Source organism: Vicinamibacterales bacterium (assembly GCA_036504215.1).
Lineage (GTDB): Bacteria > Acidobacteriota > Vicinamibacteria > Vicinamibacterales > Fen-181 > FEN-299.
Map to the genome: position 1 here is coordinate 76,730 of DASXVO010000046.1, position 16,699 is coordinate 93,428.

Below are 16,699 nucleotides of genomic sequence, written 5' to 3' on the forward strand. Positions count from 1 at the left end.
GGCCCTACCCTTCGACCCAGTTGTGTTGACCAGCGTCTCGCGCAGGGAACGCCCGTTTCACAGGGTGCGCAGGGCGCGAAGCATGGTACACACACGTGAGCTCAGGGTTTAGAGGCCCAGCATCGCGCGGATCCACAAGGTCGCTGCAATCACTGCCCGACGGGGCCTGGGAACGCGGATCTTGCCGGAGAAGACATCGTAGCCGGACGCTTCGACCCGATCCAGGATCGCGCGGTAGATCCCGCCCATGATCCGGGCGGCGACCATTCGGCGCCGGTCGTGGCGAGGCAACTCTCGCTCGGCCGTTTCGTAGTAGTGGCGGGCGCGCTGGCTCTCATAGCGCAGCAGTTCACGCACCCCGGCCCCGCTGAGGCCTTTCTCCAGATCGGCTTCGGTGCACCGGAACCGCGCCAGATCCTCGAGCGGCAGGTAGATCCGGCCGCGCGACCGGTCGGTCTCCACGTCGCGGATGATGTTCGTCAACTGCAGCGCGATGCCGAGATCCACCGCGTACTGACGCGTGCCCGGTTCGCGGTAGCCGAAGATCTCGATGCACAAGAGGCCGACAGCAGACGCCACGTGCAGACAGTACTCGCGCAGGTCGTCGAACGTGCGATACCTCGTCCGCTCGAGATCCATCGCAACGCCATCGATCACCGCTTCGAACGACTCGCGCGGCAGGCCGAACCTGGCAATGAACGGCACCAGCGCGCGCCCCTGCCGCGTTTCGGGCGTGCCGGCGCCGTAGCTCGCGGCCAACTCCCGACGCCACCGCGCCAACTGGGCGCGCCCGCTCCCCTCGTCGTCCGGCGCCAGACCTGCGGGCGCTTCGTCCACCGCATCGTCCACCGCGCGGCAGAAATCCCATACGGCGACAATGGCGTGGCGCTTCTCGGCGGGAAGCACGAGGAAGGAGTAATAGAAGTTGGTGTCGCGACCACTCATCGGGTCCGCCACGTGAGCGCCTGCCAGAGCAGCGCAGGGACGTCTGTCGCTCCGAGCGTGGGCCGTTGATGGAAGACGTCGAAGTCGTTGCGCACGATCCGCGAGAGTATCCGCCGGCCCCCCAGCCACGTGAGCCGCAGTTCGAGGCCGAGCCGGCCGCCAACGCGGTCGCACACGAGCCTGCCGTCGTCGAACAGCGTGGCCGTGCGATCGGCCGCCGCTGCAAGCGCGCGTTGCCACTCCGGCGTGAGATGCCCGTCATCGAGATCCGAGAAATCGGCGTGGGCGCGCCGACACTCGTCGAGCGGCATGTAGAACCGACCCCTGCGCCAGTCGCGCTCGACGTCCTGCCAGAAGTTCGTCAACTGGAGCGCCGAGCAGACCGCATCCGACGAGCGATCGAGCGATTCGTCCTCATGCCCGGCTATCCGCAGGACGAGCCGGCCGACCGGGTTCGCCGATCGTCGGCAGTAGTCGAGCAGTTCGTCCCACGTCCGATACCGCACGGTTGCCACGTCCTGCCGGAAAGCACTCAGCAGATCCTCGAACAACTGGAGCGGCAGCCGGCACTCGCGGATTGTACAGCCGAGCGCGGTGAAGATGTCGTTGGTTTCCGCCGGCAATTCGGCCGGGCCGTCGGACTCGGGCGTGGATACGGTGGGCCCACAGCCTCGCAGGCGCCCGAGCCAGGCGTCGAGTAGTGCGAACCGTTCCGCCGCGGTCCGTTGCCCCTCGTCGGCAAAGTCGTCCGCCACACGAGCGAAGGCATAGACCGCTGCCACGTGCGGCCGCATCCGCGCGGGCAGCAGGCGGGACGCCACGGGGAAGTTCTCGTAGTGCTCGCGCGCGAACCTGGCGCACGTCGCGTAGGCCCTGTCCGGCCGATCGGCCGCGGGCGAAGGCGTCACCATTCGACTTCTGGAACACCAGCACGCCGGTTCACGGCGCGGGCCAGTACGAAGAGGAAGTCCGACAGCCGGTTCACATAGGCCAGGAGTCGGGGCTCAACCGAGTCGGCGCCGAGCGCGACGATGCGCCGTTCGGCACGGCGGCAGATCGTGCGGGCCACGTGGAGATGCGCACCGGGCGGCGAGCCGCCGGGAAGAATGAAGCGCCGCAACGCCTCGAGTTCGGACTCGAGGCGATCGATCCACGCCTCGAGGCGGGCAATGTCGGTGTCGGCGATCGCGGCCTTGTCCACACGCTCGGCAATGTGTCGCTCGGGGTCGGCGAGCCGCCCGCCGACCGCAAACAGATCCCGCTGGACGGCCTGCAGCATCGCGGCCAGGTCGGCGTCTATCCCTTCGGCCAGGACGACGCCCACTGCCGCGTTCAGCTCGTCAATCTCACCGTACGCGTCCACGCGGAGCGCCGCTTTGGACACCCGGCGGCCGTCGAACAACGCCGTTTCGCCGCCGTCCCCGGTGCGCGTGTAGATCTTCACAGGGGGATTCTACAGGGAGAAACGGGAAAAGTGCTATGTGCGCGGGAAGGTGCCTGGGGTGACGGCCGATGGCGTCAGCGAGGATAATCAGGATCAAGGAGGAAAGGAGGAAGGATGAAGTAGGAAGGATGAAGGATGAAGTAGGAAGGAGGAGGGCGGACGGATGAAGAAAGTGCCCGCGCTGCCCGCGGCGGGTGCCAGGCAGCGGTTTCGGCGGCGGCTGCTGGGATGGTACGACGTGCACGGCCGCGATCTGCCCTGGCGAAAGGCCGATACTCCGTACCAGATCCTCGTATCGGAGATTATGCTCCAGCAGACGCAGGTCGACCGCGTGCTGCCCAAGTACCACGAATGGCTCGGGCGGTTTCCGTCCCTTGCCGCGCTCGCCGACGCCTCCGTCGAAGATGCGGTGAAGACGTGGTACCCGCTCGGCTACAACATCCGCCCGCGGCGCCTGCATTCGATCGCTCGAGAAGCGGTCGCTCGATACGGAGGCGAACTGCCGGCAGATGAGGAGACCCTGCTGCAGTTCAAGGGTATCGGACGTTACACCGCCGGCGCCATCCGGAGCTTCGCGTTCGGCCAGCGCTCGGCCATTCTCGACACCAACGTCGCGCGCGTGCTGTTTCGTGTGTTCGTCGGAAACGGCGATCTCAAGGCGCACGCGATGCGGAACCGGCTCTGGGATATCTCGCGCGCGCTGCTGCCGCACAAGCGCGTGTTCGACTTCAACCAGGCCTTGATGGATCTGGGCGCCATGGTGTGCGTGGCCCGAAAGCCAAGGTGCAGCCTGTGCCCGATGGCGGCGTTCTGCAAGAGCAGGTTGTAGGGACCAGGGGACAATGCCGACGATTGTGACCGCCGCCGTTGTCGAACGGGACGGGCGCCTGCTCGTGGCGCGGCGCGTCACGGGCTCGCACCTGGCCGGATGCTGGGAGTTCCCTGGCGGCAAGTGCGAACCGGGGGAGACAGCCGAGGAGGCGCTGGCCCGCGAGTTGGTCGAGGAACTCGGCGTGGCGGCCGCGATCGGCGAGGAAATCTACCGCACGACCTACGCCTACGACGACCGTGTGCTCGACCTGCGCTTCTTCTCCTGCCGCATCGACGGTGACCCGCAACCGCTGCTCGGCCAGGAGATTCGGTGGGTGACGCGCTCCGAGCTCCCCACGCTCTCGTTCCCCCCCGCCGACACGGAACTCGTCGCGCGGCTCGCCTCGGATTGGCGGGTCTGAAAGCCAGCCAGCCTCCGCGCCCGAGCGGCCTGCCGCCATCTCAGGAGTCGCTACTCCTGGCGGACGAATGGCAGTGTCGCGACGCGAGCCGTCAACCGCTGGTCGCCACGTGCGATGACGACCGACGTGCCGGGTTCGATGAAGTCTCGGTGCACGTACGCGAGCGCGATCGGCTGCCCGACGAGCGGCGACACGCACGCGCTGGTCACCCGGCCCGCGTCACGATCGCCTGCCCGTAGCGCATCCCCCCGCGCGGGCAGATCCGCCCCATCGACCAGCAGGCCCACGAGCCTCCTCGCCACGCGCCCGTGGCCGCGGTGCAGGACGCGGATGACGACTTCCTGTCCCGGATAGCATCCCTTCGTGAAGCTGATCGCGCGGCCCTCAATCCCGGCCTCGAGCGGGATCGTCTCGGCGTCCAGGTCGATGCCAAATGCGGGACGGCCGGCCTCGATCCGCAGCGTCTCGGCAACCGCGGCGTCGCCCGGCGTCGCCCCCGCAGCGATCAGCGCGCGGTGCAGCGCCTCGACGTGCGGCCGCTCGATGTAGAGGTCGAAGCCTGGGGATCCCACCTCGGTCGACGCCGCGACGAGCACCATTTCTCCGCCATGCGTGGCCCGAGCATTCTGGAATTCGCGCCAGCCGCGCAACTCGGCTTCTCCGAGCGTCGCGGCGCCCGAACCACCGCCGTCGGCCAGCGACACCGCCACCACGTGCGCAGCCCTGGGGCCTACGACCGACAGTTCACCGAACGAGTCGGTGAGATTACCGAGCCGGACATCCTCGGCGAACACGAACTGGTCGAGCTTCTCGAGGATGGCCCCTGTCACCGACGGCTCCAGGTCCATCAGGATCAGGTCACCAAGTTCGAGCAGCCGCACATCCGCCATCATCCGGCCCTGGGGCGTCAGATAGGCCGCGTAGCACCCGCCGCCCGCCTGCAACGTGGCCACGTCGTTGGTCAGCATCGCGTGGAGATACGTGCGCCGGTCGTTCCCCGCGACCGCGATCTTGCCGCGCGCCGATCGGTCGAACACTGCCGCTGTCTCCCTGGCAGCCCGATACGCGTCACCTGTCTCCATTTCCCCCTCCCGACCATCGCCCGGCGACTGACGTCTTGATACTGTATGAGTCCGACCACCCGATGCTATGCTCTTGAAGCCATGCGTATTGCTCATTGTACCGTTGCACTGGTGCTTCTCGCATCGCTGACGTCCGCCGCCCAGAGCCCGACCGCAGCGGCCCCGCAGTCGGCAGAGTTCGCCATCTTCCTCAAGGGCGTTCCCATCGGCACCGACCAGGTGACGGTCACCCGAACGGCCGACGGGGTGAGCATTACCGGGTCGGAACGCCTCGGCGCACCAGTCAACATGACGATCCGCAAGGCCGAGATTCGGTACGACGGCAGCGGACACCCGCTCGAATGCCGGATCGAAGGCAGTCTCCGCGAACAACTGCTCATCATCCATACCGTGGTGTCAGGCACCACCGCCACGACCAACACGACGCAGGGCCAGGCCTCCGGTCAGAAGAATGACGAGATTGCAGCGGACGCCGTCCTGCTGCCGAATGCCTTTTTTGCGGGCTACGAGGGCTTGGCCGCGCGTCTCGTGTCGGCGAAACCCGGCGACGAGCTCAAGGCCTACATCCCGCCGCAAGCCCAGATCGGCGTTCAGATCCTCAGCGTGGCCGACGATCGCATCCGGACCACGGCCGGCGCACTGCAGGTGCGGCGCTACCGGCTGCGGTTCCTCAATCCGGGAAAGCCGAGCGAGGTCGAAATCTGGGCCGAGACGAGCGGCCGGCTGTTGCGGTTCAGTGTGATGAGCCAGGGTCTGGACGTCGTCCGCACCGATATCGCGTCGGTCGCCGCGCGCCGCGAGCCGGTGGCCCGCCCGAACGACGAGCAGGTGCGCGTCCCGGCCGATGGCTTCACGGTTGCCGGGACGTTGTCGAGGCCCGCGACCCAGCCCAGCCCGGGGTGGCGCTTCCCCGCGGTCGTCCTCGTCGGCAAGTTGGACGAAGGCGACCGGGAAGAGACGACGGGCGGTGTTCCGGTGTTCGGCCAACTCGCCTCCGCACTGGCGGACGCCGGCTTCCTGGTGATTCGGTATGACAAGCGCGGAATCGGCCAGAGCGGCGGGCGATCGGAAACGGCTACCGTGTCCGACTACGCCGAGGATCTGCGGGCAGTCGTCAAGTTCCTGAAGAACCGCAAGGACGTGCAGGACAATCGAATCGTCGTGCTGGGTTACGCGGAGGGCGCCGCCGTGGCGATGACCGCCGCGATGCGCGACAAGGAGATCAGAGCGCTGGTGCTCGTTGCCGCCGCCGGCAGGAGCGGCAGCGAGGCGATCCTCGACCAGCAGGTTCGCTCCCTCGCCGCGATGAACATCCCCGCGGCGGAAAAGCAGGCAAAGATCGGGCTACAGCGGAAGATTCATCTGGCGGCGCTGACCGGCAAGGGTTGGGAGGGCATCCCACCCGACGTGCGGCGACAGGCTGAGACTCCTTGGTTCCAGACGTTCCTGGCGTTCGACCCGGGGAAGCTCATGCCCAAACTGCGCCAGCCGATTCTCATTCTCCATGGTGAACGCGATCGCCAGATCGACCCGTCGAATGCCGACATCCTCGCCGCCATGGCCAGGGCGCGCAAGGGCGAAGCCGGCCTGGCCGTGACGCTCGTGAAGATTCCAGGGGTCAATCACCTGCTGCTGCCTGCGACCACCGGAGAATCTGACGAGTACGCCCAACTGGCGAACGCGCCGGTGAGCCCAGCCGTGGTGCCGGCGATCGACGCGTGGCTGAAATCACTCCGCTGAAGATCACTTTGGGCGTGATTTCGGTCTTTCGATCTTGTCAGGAGGAGTCGGCAGGATGTGGATCCTTCGAACGAAGGTCGGGTCCGACGATGAGGAGCGGGCGACGTTCCGCGTGATGCCGGGCTCGACGAAGACGATGGGGAGGGCGACGCGCGCGGATTTCATCCTCGATGCCGCGCTCGTGTCGCGCGTGCACTGCCGTTTCATCGCGGGCGATGCCGGCACGCTCGAAGTGGAGGACTTGAAGAGCACGAACGGCACGTTCGTGAACGACCGTCGGGTGAAGAGAGCCCCGCTCGAGGCCGGCGATCGCGTGAGGGTTGGGCGGATGGAACTGGTGGTGGAACGGAAGGCGGAGGCTTGACCTACCGCCCGCGCGTGCCGGTCAGGAACGGGTTCGTCCGTCGTTCCTGGCCGATCATCGTCTTCGGACCGTGTCCCGAGTAGACCTCCACGTCGTCGGCCAGCTTGAAGAGGACACCTCGAATCGAACCAATGAGCGTGTCATAGTCACCACCCGGCAGGTCCGTCCTTCCGATCGACCCGGCGAACAGCGTGTCCCCGACGAACACCTTCTTCCCGGCCTCGCCCGCGCGGCCGACGAGCAGGCACACGCCGCCGGGCGTGTGCCCCGGCGTGTGGAGCACTCGCACCTCGTACCGGCCGAAGGCGATGGGCGCCGACAGATCGTAGAACTGATCGACGGGCGGCGGCGGCTCGATCTCGAGGCCGAAGAACGCGGCCTGCTGTGGCGCCGCCTCATAAAGCGGTAGATCGTCGCGGTGAAGGCACACCGGCGCGTTGCAGGCTGCGCGGGCCCGCGCGGTGCCCGCCACGTGATCCACGTGGGCGTGCGTCAGGAGAATGTGCGTCACGCGCAACTGGTGCTCGTCGCGTACGCGCAGCAACTGCTCGATCTCGTCGCCGGGATCGATGATGACCGCCTCCCGGGTCTGCTGGCAGCCGAGCACGTAGCCGTTCTTGTAGAAGGGGGGCGAATCGCGGCTCTCGAGCAGCATGGCGATATGATACTAGATAGGCTCATGACACCAACACTCGTCGACGTCCAGGCAGCGCGCTCGCGGATCGCCGGGCGTGTCCGCCGGACGCCGCTCGTCCGCTCCGATTGGCTGTCCGACATCGGCGGCGGCGATGTCTTCCTCAAGCTCGAGTCGCTCCAGATCACCAACTCGTTCAAGGCCCGCGGCGCTCTGAACGCGCTGCTGGCGATCGTCGAGCACTCCAGCGCGGCCGCGGCGCCGACTGCCATCGTCACGGCGTCGGCGGGCAATCACGGCCGCGCCCTCGCGTGGGCGGCGCAACAGGTCGGGATACCGGTCGTGATCTACACCCCACGACGCGCGCCGGCAACCAAGCTCGACGCAATCCGACGCCATGGCGCCGACCTGCGAGCGGTGGCTGAGACCTACGAGGAATCCGAACGGCTCGCCAAGGAGCATGCGCGGGTGAGCGGTTGCCCGTTCATCTCCGCCTACAGCCATCCCGACCTCCTGGCCGCGATCGGAACGATTGCCCTCGAGGTCGTCGAGGATCTGCCAGGCGTCGATCAGGTGATCGTGCCGACGGGCGGCGGCGGCCTCCTCGCGGGACTGGCGGCCGCGCTCGATGCGGTCGCGCCGGCAACCGAGGTCGTCGGCGTCGAGGTCGAGGCATCGCATCCGTTCGCGGCATCGCTCGCCGCCGGACGGATCGTCGAGGTGGAGGTCGGACCGACGATCGCGGACGGCCTGGCGGGGAACATGGACCCGGACAACCTCGCATTCCCGATCGTGCAGGCGCTCGTCGATCGCATGGCGATCGTCGGTGAGCGCCAGCTCGAGGACGGCATCCGCGGCCTCGTGCATCACGAGCACCTGATTGCGGAAGGCGCGGGAATTGCTGGTGTGGCAGCGATCCTCGGTGGCGCGGTCTCAGCCTCCGGCCGTCGAACTGCCGTGGTCGTGTCCGGCGCCAATATCGACAGCCGGCGGCTCAGGACGATTCTCGAGGGCGCGGATTTCGCGTGACTGAGGACGTGACCATCGGGCTCACCGAGGTCACCGTGCGGGCTGTGCGGCGGGAGCGGCTGCGGGGGGAGACGGCAGGCGTCGGGCGATTTCGGCGCGGACTCTCTGCAGGCTCTGGTCCAACTCGGCTGTCGCTTGCTGTACGGGCGCCGATCCCGCCACCTTGTCCCACGGATACCACTGCCGCCGGAGGACGAGATTAAGACTGAAGACGGCGTGGCGTGTCCACAGGCGCAACGCGCGGTCGTCGGCCGCGGTCCTCGACAGGTAGTTGGCAGCCTGCGCGGCGTCACCGACGGCCGCGGCGGCCATGGCCGCGCACGGTAGCGTCACGGACAGAACGTTCGCGGCTGAGGCTTGGCTGAACACGGCATCCGCCGTCGTTCGACCTTGCTGTCTGGCGTTCGTGTCCCACTCGAGGCCCGCCAGCACCGCCCGGCCTTCGCAGTACGACGGGTACACCGTGACGAGGTCGGTCGCCTCCTTCCGCGCCTCCTCGGTGCGCGACGCGAGGCGGAGCGGAATCACGCGTCCGACGAGCCACACGATGGGGCTGGATTCGGTGGCTGGGTCGTCCGCGAGCAGTCTGACCGCGGAGTCGTACTGGTGCTGGAGAATCGCGAACCGGGCGCGCATCTGCGCCCACCAGGGCCGGTCCGGCCGCGCCGCCTGTCCCGCATTCACCGCCTGTTCGGCTTCCGGCAGGCGGTTGAGCAGTTCGAGCGCGGCTGCGATGTCGCGGTGGGTCGCGTCGATGCCGGGTTCGAGCGACAGCGAGTGGCGGTAGAACGACAGGGCACGCTCCGGATCCTGATCGAGAACGAGGTCGCCCGCGTGGTGCCACGCCTCGCCGGACGAGGGATCGAGCGCCAGCGCGCGAGAGAGCGCCGAGGCCGCGCCAACCGGCGTCGGCGCGGACAGCGCCGCGACGAGGTGAGCGCGCGGCATCTCCGGGTCCACGGCCAGCGCGGCGTCCGCCTGCTGCCGTGCTTCGTCTGCCGTATTGGCATCGACGCCGGCGTAGAAGTCGTCCAGGTACAGAGACTCCGAAAGCCCGACTCGGGCTTCCACCAGGCGGTGATCGAGTTGCAGCGCCTGCCGGTACAAGGCAACGGCCCTGCTGCGGTCACGGTGCGCGTTGGCGTCGCGCGCCTGCAGGTAGATGTCGTATGCTGCCGGGTCGATCTGCCGCGCCATCGCGGCCGCCCAGCGATTGCCGGTCGGCATCGGGAGCCGCAGTTGGTCGGCCACCTGCCGGGCAATCTCCGCCTGGACGCCGAACGCCTGCCGCGGCTCGCGTGACATCTCGTCGGACCAGATTGACCGACCGGTCACCGCGTCCACGAGTTGCACACTCACGCGCAGTGAGTACGGCCCGGGACGGACGGTTCCTTTCAGCACGACCGCCGCGTCGAGCCGCTTCGCCAGCGCTGCCGCGGAGGGCCCGGGCGCCTCGCGAATCGTCGTCCGGCCGACGACTCTGAGCCCGGAGACCTCGCCAAGACGGCCTGCGAGATCTTCAGAAAAGCCGTATCCGTAGTACGGCCGGCTCGTGTCGCCGGGAGGTGTCGAAAACGGCAGGACGACGACGACCGTGCGCGGCGCTGGAGGCTCTGGGAACACGAGGTGACGGATCGCAGTGCGGGCGTACCAGGCCGCCGCACCGAGCCCGCCAACAACGGCGAGGACGATGGCGGCGACGAGCAGACGGCGACGCATGCGGCGAGGTCGCTCGCCCTTCGGGTTGTTCTTCCAGTGAATGGTCCTGGCCGACACGGGTACGTCCAGTCGCGCGGCCATGGCCCGCAGGTCCGCGGCCATGGTGGCTGCGTCAGGATAGCGTCCCTCCAGGCTCTTGGCGAGCGCGCGGGTGATGATTCGGTCGAACTCCGCAGGCAGCGCGGGGTTCTCGCAAGTTGGTGCCGGCGGGATCAACTGCAGAACGTTCATCGCCGTCTCTGTCGCCGTGGATGCGAGGAACGGCGAGCGGCCTGTCAGCATCTGGTAGAGGATGACGCCCAGCGAGAAGATGTCGGTGCGGTGATCGATACGACCGCCGAGAACCTGCTCAGGCGAGAGGTACGCGGCCAGTTGGCCGGCCGGGATGTCCGCTGCCTGTCCCGACCCGAGCCTCTCCGCGAACGTCTTGCGCGCCACGCCACCAGTCGTCCAGTTGGAGAGGCCAAAGTCGACGACCTTCGTCTGCTCGGCGGGCGTCACGAAGATGGTCCATGGCCGGAGGTCGCCGTGCACGATGCCCTGACGATGGGCCTCGGCGAGGGCGTCGGCAAGCTGGACGGCAAACTCGAGAGCGAGTGTGACATCGAACGGGCGGCCGGCCAGCAACGCCTCCAGCGGGCCGCCGGTAACGTATTCGTGCGCGAGGTAGACGCGCCCGTCTTCCTCACCGAAATCGAAGAGGGCCGCGATGTGGGGATGTGAGAGGGCGGCGGCGAGCGCCGCGTCGGCCAGCAGTGCGTCACGGCGCAGAGGGTCGCCGGCGATCGCGGGCGCAACGAGTCGTAGCGCCACCGTGCGTCCCATGCGCGCATCGCGCGCACGGCAGACCTCACCGATGCCACCGGAGCCGAGCCGCTCGAGAATTTTGTAGTGGCCGAAACTTTCCATCAAAACGTTGCCAGGCCGGGAGCGACAGTATACCCCGCGTTCCGCTCATCGGCCGAAATCAAGCAAGTCGCACGCAGCACCCGGTACCTCCCACTCGGCACGTTTCACCGTCGCACCCACGTCCCCCCGCCGTCCGTCGTGCTGTACTCGGTACGGTCCTTCGCCGCAATCGTCGCCGCCGTACCGCTCCACGCGCGGACCGAAACCAGGTCGATGCTGGTTGGTGACGCGACGCGCTGCCAGGTCTCGCCATCGACGGTGCGAAGGACCAGGCCGGCGGCCCCGACGATCCAGCAGACGCTGGCGCTCGGCGCGGAAGCGTCGAGCAGCGCAACGTCGGCACCACTCGATTGGCGCTGCCAGGTCTGACCGTGATTCCCGGACCGCTCGATGGTGCCAGCGTCGCCGTAGCGCCAGAGGACCGGCGTGCCCGGCACCGATGTCACGAGAAGCGAAGAACTGGATTCGCGGTCCGCGCGCATGGCCGATTTCTGCGCACCGACCTGTCGCGTCTCGACCCCTGGAGCAGCGGTCTCGGCGCGGGAGGCAACGGCGGTCAACCGGGGTGAAAGCGCGGTGTCCGCTGCCACCGGAGAGGCACCGCCACCGGCTGAGGGCGCCGCTGCTGGTAGCTGGCGCACGGAAGGCGCCGGCGCCGCCGCGCGGTCGGGCTCCCGTGCGGCATTCTCTGCCTGAGAGGCCGGAGCGGATGACCGCGTCTGCGCCAGGTCGGCCGCCGCTGGCGGCGCGGCCGGAACCACGTCGGCGGGTGCCGGTTTGGACTGTGCCATCTGGCCTTCAGTCGCGATCAACTCCGGCGGGCGTGTGGGCGCGACGAGCGTCCGCCCCCCCACCACCAGGAGCACGACGGCGGCCGCCACAGGCACCAGCCAGCGCCAGTGCCAGAACAGGGGGCGCGGCGGCAATGGCAGAGGTGCCGCCCGCGTGACCTCCGGCTCCGACCGTGCGAGGTCGGCGAGAATCCGCTGGCACTCGCCGCACCCGGCGGCGTGCGCCTCGATCCGCCCGGCCTCCACCGGGACCAGCGACCGGTCGAACCACGCGGCGAGCAGGTCGGTGTCGGGACACGCGTTCCCCGGCGCGGCGGTCTGCCGCGCGAGGCTGTCCGCGACCAGTCGGTCGAACGCGGGCTCCCGATCTCCGGCGGTGGACGTCACATCCTCGCTCCTTCTCTCAGAACGATCCATCGGGCGTTTCTTGCTGTCCCATCGCCCGCTCGAGGTCGACGCCGACATCGTCCAACGCGTAGTCGAGACACGCCGCCACCTGGCGGTCGTCGAAGTGATGGTCCGTGCGCAGTGTCCGCTCGACTTCGGACTTCAGGCGCCGCCGGATGCGCTCCAGCTTGCGCGACACCGTCGCTTCGTGCTCGCCCATCAGCCGACCGATCTGCGCGAGCGTCAGACGCTGCACGTAGTAGGAGGCCAGCCGCAGGCGGTCGTGCGCCTCGAGGCGGCCGATCGCGCCAGCCACCGCACGCTGTGCGAGCATCGCGAAGTGCCGCCGGTCCGGATCGGGTACACCCTCGTCGCTTTGCGGCGTCGGCCCGCGCCCGGCGTCGGCGATGCCGGCCTCGTCATCGAGCGGCCGCAGACGACGAGCCATCCGGATGCGATCGACGTTCCGCTGCGCGAGGATCGCGCGAAGCCACGTGGACAGGCGGCTCCGACCGTGGAAATAGTCGAAGAGCGATCGGCGGCAGCCGTCGCGTTCCTCGAGGCCGTACAGCTCCGCGTACAACGAATCGGCGAGTTCCGTGCCGTCGCTGTCGCCGGCAATCGCACGCGCCGCGGCACGCAACCCGGGGCGATGGCACTCGATGAAATACGCCCACGCCGACACCTGGCCTTCGGCGCAGGCGCACGCGAGCGCAAGTTCCTCGAGGTTCAGCGAGTTCACATACTCCTGGACGACGACGGGCGTCTTGACTTCGGTGGCAAAACGGCTGGCAATGCTCCGCTCGAGCGCACGGGCAAACGACTCGCGGGACAGACCCCATCTCGGCGCGTTCGACCGTGCAAACGCGCGCGACAACAGCGGCTCGTCGACGAGACGGGATGGGACGGTGTGCGGCGCTGGCATCCTTTGCCAGCCCTATTCTACGCCGTGCACAGAGAAACGACCCCCGCCGCGAAGAACACTCCCGCGAACGCCGGACAATGGCTCCGGGAGAGATTGCTCCGCAAGCGTGCTGGCCACGGGCCGCGCGCCGGAAGCTGCGGGCCGATGGTCACACGACGGCTAGTTCAGCGATTCGGCCGGGGCCCGGTGAAGCGCCAGGCCACCGGAGAACTCCGACAGGCGGTCTCGGAGGATCATGCGGCCGCGATGCAGGCGTGACTTGAGCGTCTGGTCCTTCACGCGCAGCACCGCGCTGGCTTCCTCGGTCGTCAAACCGTGGACGTCGCGCAGGAGGACCGGCAGGCGGTAGATTGAAGGGAGAACGGACAGCTCCCGGACGAGCTTCTCGCGCAACTCGGCCCGCATCACCTCATCGTCGGCCATCGAGGACCAGTCGGCGATGTCGGTCGGGTAGGTCGAGCGCTTGCCGTTCTGGAGGTCGGTGAGCAGGGGCCCGGTCGTGTCGCGCCGGCTGGCCCTTACGCTGCGCAGCCGCGACATCGCCGTGTTGAAGGTGATGCGATAGATCCAGGACGACAGCGCAGCGTCGCCGCGAAACGCGTCGATCTTCTGATATACCTTGAGCAACACGTCCTGCACAACCTCGTCCGCGTCTTCCTCGTTCCTGACGTAGCGAAGCGCGAGCTGGCGGATTCGGGGCGAGTATCGAACGGCCAGGTCCGAGACCGCTGACTGGTCCCGCGCCCGAAGGCGCTCGACCAGAGTGTCTTCAACGGTGGTTTCTTCGAGAATTCGTGCCACGAGATTAGTAACCCGTCGTAGTCCACAATTATTCCCGACACTGCCTGGCGAATACATGGCGAATCTTGGCGTCTTCTTCGACCTTGTTGGAACGCTCATCCACGGGCGAACGACGATCGGGGAACAGTATGCGTTCTGGGCGAGGCGGTTTGGGGCGGAAGAAGCCGATCCGGACCGGCTGGAGGCCGCCTTCCGGCGGGCCATGCTGGCCGCGCCGCGGATGGCGTTTCCGGGCAGATCCCGTCGAGACGCCGAGGCTTTGGAACGGGCGTGGTGGAAGCAACTCGTCCGCGCCGTCATCGGCGACGCCGGTCTGTCACCGGCACTCGCCGGCACCACCTTCGACCTCTTCTTCGAGAACCTGTTCTCTCACTTCACAACCGAACAGGCCTGGCAGACGTACCAGGACGCCATTCCCGCGCTCACCCGTCTGCATGCGCGCGGGCTCATCGTCGGCGTCATCACCAATTACGATGCCCGCGTTTACGCCGTGCTCGACACGCTTGGCCTGTCGCCGCTCCTCGATTCGGTCACGATTCCCGCTGACGTCGGTGCATCCAAACCGGATGCTGCCATTTTCGCGCACGCCCTTGTGCGTCATGGCCTGGATGCATCGGACGCACTGTTTGTCGGTGACGAACTCGAGGACGATTACCGCGGCGCCGTGGAGGCCGGCATGCAGGCGCTGCTTCTCGACCGGGATGGACGATGGACCGGAATGCAGGGGATCGATTCCATACCGGACCTGAGAGAGTTGTAGGAGGAAGTCGGGGCTGACGTTTGTCAGTCGATGGCAGCCGCCGGCTGACTGGGATCCTCGACTGCCCCGAACACCTCGCAGAACTGGTCGACGACGACATCCTCGACCTCGCGCATCGGGATCTCGCGGCGAAGGAGGCGCGCGAGCGACGTCACGCCGTGGTCGCGGATGCCGCAGGGGACAATCAGGTTGAAGTAGTCGAGGTTGGTGGTCACGTTGTAGGCGAAGCCGTGGCTCGTGATCCAGCGCGAGATGCGGACGCCAATCGCGCCAATCTTGCTTCCGCCGACCCACGAACCGGTCAGCCCCTCAATCCGGCCAGCCTCGATCCCGAATGCCGCCGTGGTCCGGATCATCACCTCCTCCAGGTCGCGGACGTACCTGTGCACGTCCTGCCGGTCGGGTCGGAGATCGATGATGGGATAGGCGACGAGCTGGCCGGGACCGTGGTACGTGACGTCGCCGCCTCGGCCCGTTTCGACGAGTTGGACGCCGAGCGTCTCCAGGCGCTGCGGTGTGGCGAGCACGTTCGAGCGCGCCGGGTCGCTGCGCACGCCGAGCGTGATCACATGGGGATGCTCGAGCAACAACAACAGATCGCCGACACGGTCCGCGCGCCGGTCCTCGGTGAGCTGCCGTTGCAGGGCGAGCGCCTCACCGTACGGCACGCGTCCCAGCCGCCTGACGTCGAAGGTCCTCACAACGATGCCGCGTCGAAGTTCTCGATCTGCTGTTTCACCACCGACATGAACTGGTCGGCGACCGCGCCGTCGATCAGCCGGTGATCGTAGCCAAGTGCCAGGTACGCCCGTGGCCTGATCGCAATCGCGTCGTCGACGACGACGGGCCGTTTCTCGACCGCGCCGATGCCGAGGATGGCGACCTGCGGCTGGCTGATGATCGGCGTGCCGAAGAGCGCCCCGAACACGCCGGGGTTCGTGATCGTGAAGGTGCCGCCCTGGACCTCCTCGGGCTTGAGCTGTTTGCTCCGGGCGCGGCTGGCGAGATCGTGCATCGCGCGGCTCAGGCCCAGGATGCTCTTCTCGTCGGCCTGGCGGACGACGGGCACAATCAGCCCCCAGTCGAGCGCGACCGCGATGCCGATGTTGATGTCCTTGTGGTAGATGATGTTCTCGCCGTCGATCGACGAGTTGATGACCGGTACCGCGCGCAGGCCGTCCACCACGGCCTTGACGATGAACGGCAGGTACGTGAGCTTGGCGCCGGCCTGCTCGAATTCGGCCTTCTTCGCGTCGCGGATCTTCGACACGCGGGTGAAGTCGATCTCGAACACCGAGTGGACGTGCGCGGACGTGCGACGGCTTGCGATCATGTGCTCGGCGATGCGCCGGCGCATGATCGACAATGGCACGACCTCGTCTCGCGCGCCTGGTCTGACGCCGGGCACGGCAGGCGGCGGCGCGGCCTCCTCCTTGTTATCGATGTAGCCAAGGATGTCGTGCTTGGTCACGCGTCCGCCGATGCCTGAGCCCGGGAGCTGCGAGATGTCCACGCCATGCTCGGCCGCGATGCGGCGCACGAGTGGTGACGACTTCTGTCGCAGCGCCGGCGCGTCTGGCGCCGGCGCGCCTGCAGTCGCCGCGCTTGCTGCAGGAGCCGATGCGACTGCCACCGCCTCCGGCGGCACGGCCCGGGCCACCGGGCCCGCCTGGCCCTGCGCCACCACCGTCGCGCCGGGGGCGTCGTCGATGACTGCGACGACCTGGTTGACGGGGATGGTCTCGCCTTCCTTCGATCGAATCTCGGTGAGAAGGCCGGCCGCGGGAGAGGGAATCTCCGCGTCCACCTTGTCGGTCGAGATCTCGAACAGCGGCTCGTCGCGATCGACGTGGTCGCCGACCCGTTTGACCCAACGGACGATCGTGCCCTCGGCAATCGACTCGCCCATCTGCGGCATCAGAACGTTGGTTGGCATA

The 16,699-nt window shown here is 67.8% G+C and carries 17 protein-coding genes; 6 read left to right on the forward strand and 11 right to left on the reverse strand.

Translation table 11 applies throughout. From position 1 onward, the window contains the following. Window positions 1-108: 108 nt before the first annotated feature. The 3 genes from hpnD to VGK32_13660 are packed head-to-tail and all read right to left on the reverse strand — an operon-like array spanning window position 109 to window position 2,389. The gene (hpnD, locus tag VGK32_13650) at window positions 109-945 is read right to left on the reverse strand and encodes a presqualene diphosphate synthase HpnD (GenBank protein ID HEY3382814.1); all 837 of its coding nucleotides are present in this window, start codon (window positions 943-945) and stop codon (window positions 109-111) included. Further along, the gene (hpnC, locus tag VGK32_13655) at window positions 942-1,856 is read right to left on the reverse strand and encodes a squalene synthase HpnC (GenBank protein ID HEY3382815.1); all 915 of its coding nucleotides are present in this window, start codon (window positions 1,854-1,856) and stop codon (window positions 942-944) included. The genes hpnD and hpnC overlap by 4 nt, the downstream gene beginning before the upstream one ends. Continuing rightward, window positions 1,850-2,389 (reverse strand): cob(I)yrinic acid a,c-diamide adenosyltransferase, encoded by a 540-nt coding sequence (locus VGK32_13660; protein ID HEY3382816.1) that lies wholly within the window; start codon window positions 2,387-2,389, stop codon window positions 1,850-1,852. The genes hpnC and VGK32_13660 overlap by 7 nt, the downstream gene beginning before the upstream one ends. A gap of 163 nt (window positions 2,390-2,552) precedes the next feature. Between VGK32_13660 and VGK32_13665 the strand changes: the two genes are divergently transcribed. Together VGK32_13665 and VGK32_13670 are read left to right on the forward strand one after the other, a co-directional pair. After that, window positions 2,553-3,218 carry an A/G-specific adenine glycosylase gene (locus VGK32_13665; GenBank protein ID HEY3382817.1) on the forward strand — a complete coding sequence of 222 codons (666 nt, stop codon included), beginning with the start codon at window positions 2,553-2,555 and terminating at the stop codon, window positions 3,216-3,218. Window positions 3,219-3,231: 13 nt separating this feature from the next. Continuing rightward, a complete protein-coding gene (locus VGK32_13670; GenBank protein ID HEY3382818.1) occupies window positions 3,232-3,621 on the forward strand; it encodes a (deoxy)nucleoside triphosphate pyrophosphohydrolase in 390 nt (129 codons plus the stop codon). Between the two features lie 50 nt (window positions 3,622-3,671). On the opposite strand, the gene VGK32_13675 is transcribed toward VGK32_13670, so the two are convergent. Continuing rightward, window positions 3,672-4,703, reverse strand: coding sequence for a glycine cleavage T C-terminal barrel domain-containing protein (locus VGK32_13675; GenBank protein ID HEY3382819.1), 1,032 nt, complete (start codon window positions 4,701-4,703; stop codon window positions 3,672-3,674). 81 nt (window positions 4,704-4,784) lie between these two features. Here VGK32_13675 and VGK32_13680 point away from each other — a divergent pair, with 81 nt between their 5' ends. Next, window positions 4,785-6,443, forward strand: coding sequence for an alpha/beta fold hydrolase (locus tag VGK32_13680; protein HEY3382820.1), 1,659 nt, complete (start codon window positions 4,785-4,787; stop codon window positions 6,441-6,443). A 55-nt stretch (window positions 6,444-6,498) separates the two neighbouring features. Next, entirely contained in the window at window positions 6,499-6,807 is a 309-nt protein-coding gene (locus tag VGK32_13685; protein ID HEY3382821.1) for an FHA domain-containing protein, read from the forward strand. A 1-nt stretch (window position 6,808) separates the two neighbouring features. Here the strand turns inward: VGK32_13685 and VGK32_13690 are convergent, their stop codons facing one another. After that, window positions 6,809-7,462 (reverse strand): MBL fold metallo-hydrolase, encoded by a 654-nt coding sequence (locus VGK32_13690; GenBank protein ID HEY3382822.1) that lies wholly within the window; start codon window positions 7,460-7,462, stop codon window positions 6,809-6,811. A 24-nt stretch (window positions 7,463-7,486) separates the two neighbouring features. Between VGK32_13690 and VGK32_13695 the strand changes: the two genes are divergently transcribed. Next, window positions 7,487-8,470: a threonine/serine dehydratase gene (locus VGK32_13695; GenBank protein HEY3382823.1), complete on the forward strand. Its 984-nt coding sequence runs from the start codon at window positions 7,487-7,489 to the stop codon at window positions 8,468-8,470. Between the two features lie 30 nt (window positions 8,471-8,500). Here the strand turns inward: VGK32_13695 and VGK32_13700 are convergent, their stop codons facing one another. The 4 genes from VGK32_13700 to VGK32_13715 form a co-directional block, all read right to left on the reverse strand. Then, window positions 8,501-11,098: a protein kinase gene (locus VGK32_13700; protein ID HEY3382824.1), complete on the reverse strand. Its 2,598-nt coding sequence runs from the start codon at window positions 11,096-11,098 to the stop codon at window positions 8,501-8,503. Between the two features lie 104 nt (window positions 11,099-11,202). After that, a complete protein-coding gene (locus tag VGK32_13705) occupies window positions 11,203-12,306 on the reverse strand; it encodes a zf-HC2 domain-containing protein (GenBank protein HEY3382825.1) in 1,104 nt (367 codons plus the stop codon). After that, window positions 12,293-13,201, reverse strand: coding sequence for a sigma-70 family RNA polymerase sigma factor (locus tag VGK32_13710; GenBank protein HEY3382826.1), 909 nt, complete (start codon window positions 13,199-13,201; stop codon window positions 12,293-12,295). Before VGK32_13710 ends, VGK32_13705 begins: the two co-directional genes overlap by 14 nt. A 159-nt stretch (window positions 13,202-13,360) precedes the next feature. After that, window positions 13,361-14,002 carry a sigma-70 family RNA polymerase sigma factor gene (locus VGK32_13715; protein ID HEY3382827.1) on the reverse strand — a complete coding sequence of 214 codons (642 nt, stop codon included), beginning with the start codon at window positions 14,000-14,002 and terminating at the stop codon, window positions 13,361-13,363. Between the two features lie 55 nt (window positions 14,003-14,057). Between VGK32_13715 and VGK32_13720 the strand changes: the two genes are divergently transcribed. Continuing rightward, a complete protein-coding gene (locus VGK32_13720; protein ID HEY3382828.1) occupies window positions 14,058-14,762 on the forward strand; it encodes an HAD-IA family hydrolase in 705 nt (234 codons plus the stop codon). Window positions 14,763-14,785: 23 nt separating this feature from the next. Here VGK32_13720 and lipB read toward each other — a convergent pair whose 3' ends face one another. Together lipB and VGK32_13730 are read right to left on the reverse strand one after the other, a co-directional pair. Further along, window positions 14,786-15,463: a lipoyl(octanoyl) transferase LipB gene (lipB, locus tag VGK32_13725; protein HEY3382829.1), complete on the reverse strand. Its 678-nt coding sequence runs from the start codon at window positions 15,461-15,463 to the stop codon at window positions 14,786-14,788. Next, entirely contained in the window at window positions 15,460-16,698 is a 1,239-nt protein-coding gene (locus tag VGK32_13730) for a dihydrolipoamide acetyltransferase family protein (GenBank protein HEY3382830.1), read from the reverse strand. The genes lipB and VGK32_13730 overlap by 4 nt, the downstream gene beginning before the upstream one ends. Between the last annotated feature and the right edge of the window lies 1 nt (window position 16,699).

Excerpts from the sequence above, each read along its gene's own strand:
- VGK32_13720 (HEY3382828.1), top strand. The coding sequence starts at position 14,058 with ATGGCGAATCTTGGCGTCTTCTTCGACCTTGTTGGAACGCTCATCCAC.
- hpnC (HEY3382815.1), bottom strand. The coding sequence starts at position 1,856 with ATGGTGACGCCTTCGCCCGCGGCCGATCGGCCGGACAGGGCCTACGCG.
- hpnD (HEY3382814.1), bottom strand. The coding sequence starts at position 945 with ATGAGTGGTCGCGACACCAACTTCTATTACTCCTTCCTCGTGCTTCCC.
- VGK32_13730 (HEY3382830.1), bottom strand. The coding sequence starts at position 16,698 with ATGCCAACCAACGTTCTGATGCCGCAGATGGGCGAGTCGATTGCCGAG.
- VGK32_13685 (HEY3382821.1), top strand. The coding sequence starts at position 6,499 with ATGTGGATCCTTCGAACGAAGGTCGGGTCCGACGATGAGGAGCGGGCG.
- VGK32_13665 (HEY3382817.1), top strand. The coding sequence starts at position 2,553 with ATGAAGAAAGTGCCCGCGCTGCCCGCGGCGGGTGCCAGGCAGCGGTTT.
- VGK32_13670 (HEY3382818.1), top strand. The coding sequence starts at position 3,232 with ATGCCGACGATTGTGACCGCCGCCGTTGTCGAACGGGACGGGCGCCTG.
- VGK32_13695 (HEY3382823.1), top strand. The coding sequence starts at position 7,487 with ATGACACCAACACTCGTCGACGTCCAGGCAGCGCGCTCGCGGATCGCC.
- VGK32_13700 (HEY3382824.1), bottom strand. The coding sequence starts at position 11,098 with ATGGAAAGTTTCGGCCACTACAAAATTCTCGAGCGGCTCGGCTCCGGT.
- VGK32_13690 (HEY3382822.1), bottom strand. The coding sequence starts at position 7,462 with ATGCTGCTCGAGAGCCGCGATTCGCCCCCCTTCTACAAGAACGGCTAC.
- VGK32_13705 (HEY3382825.1), bottom strand. The coding sequence starts at position 12,306 with ATGGATCGTTCTGAGAGAAGGAGCGAGGATGTGACGTCCACCGCCGGA.
- VGK32_13710 (HEY3382826.1), bottom strand. The coding sequence starts at position 13,201 with ATGCCAGCGCCGCACACCGTCCCATCCCGTCTCGTCGACGAGCCGCTG.
- VGK32_13675 (HEY3382819.1), bottom strand. The coding sequence starts at position 4,703 with ATGGAGACAGGTGACGCGTATCGGGCTGCCAGGGAGACAGCGGCAGTG.
- VGK32_13680 (HEY3382820.1), top strand. The coding sequence starts at position 4,785 with ATGCGTATTGCTCATTGTACCGTTGCACTGGTGCTTCTCGCATCGCTG.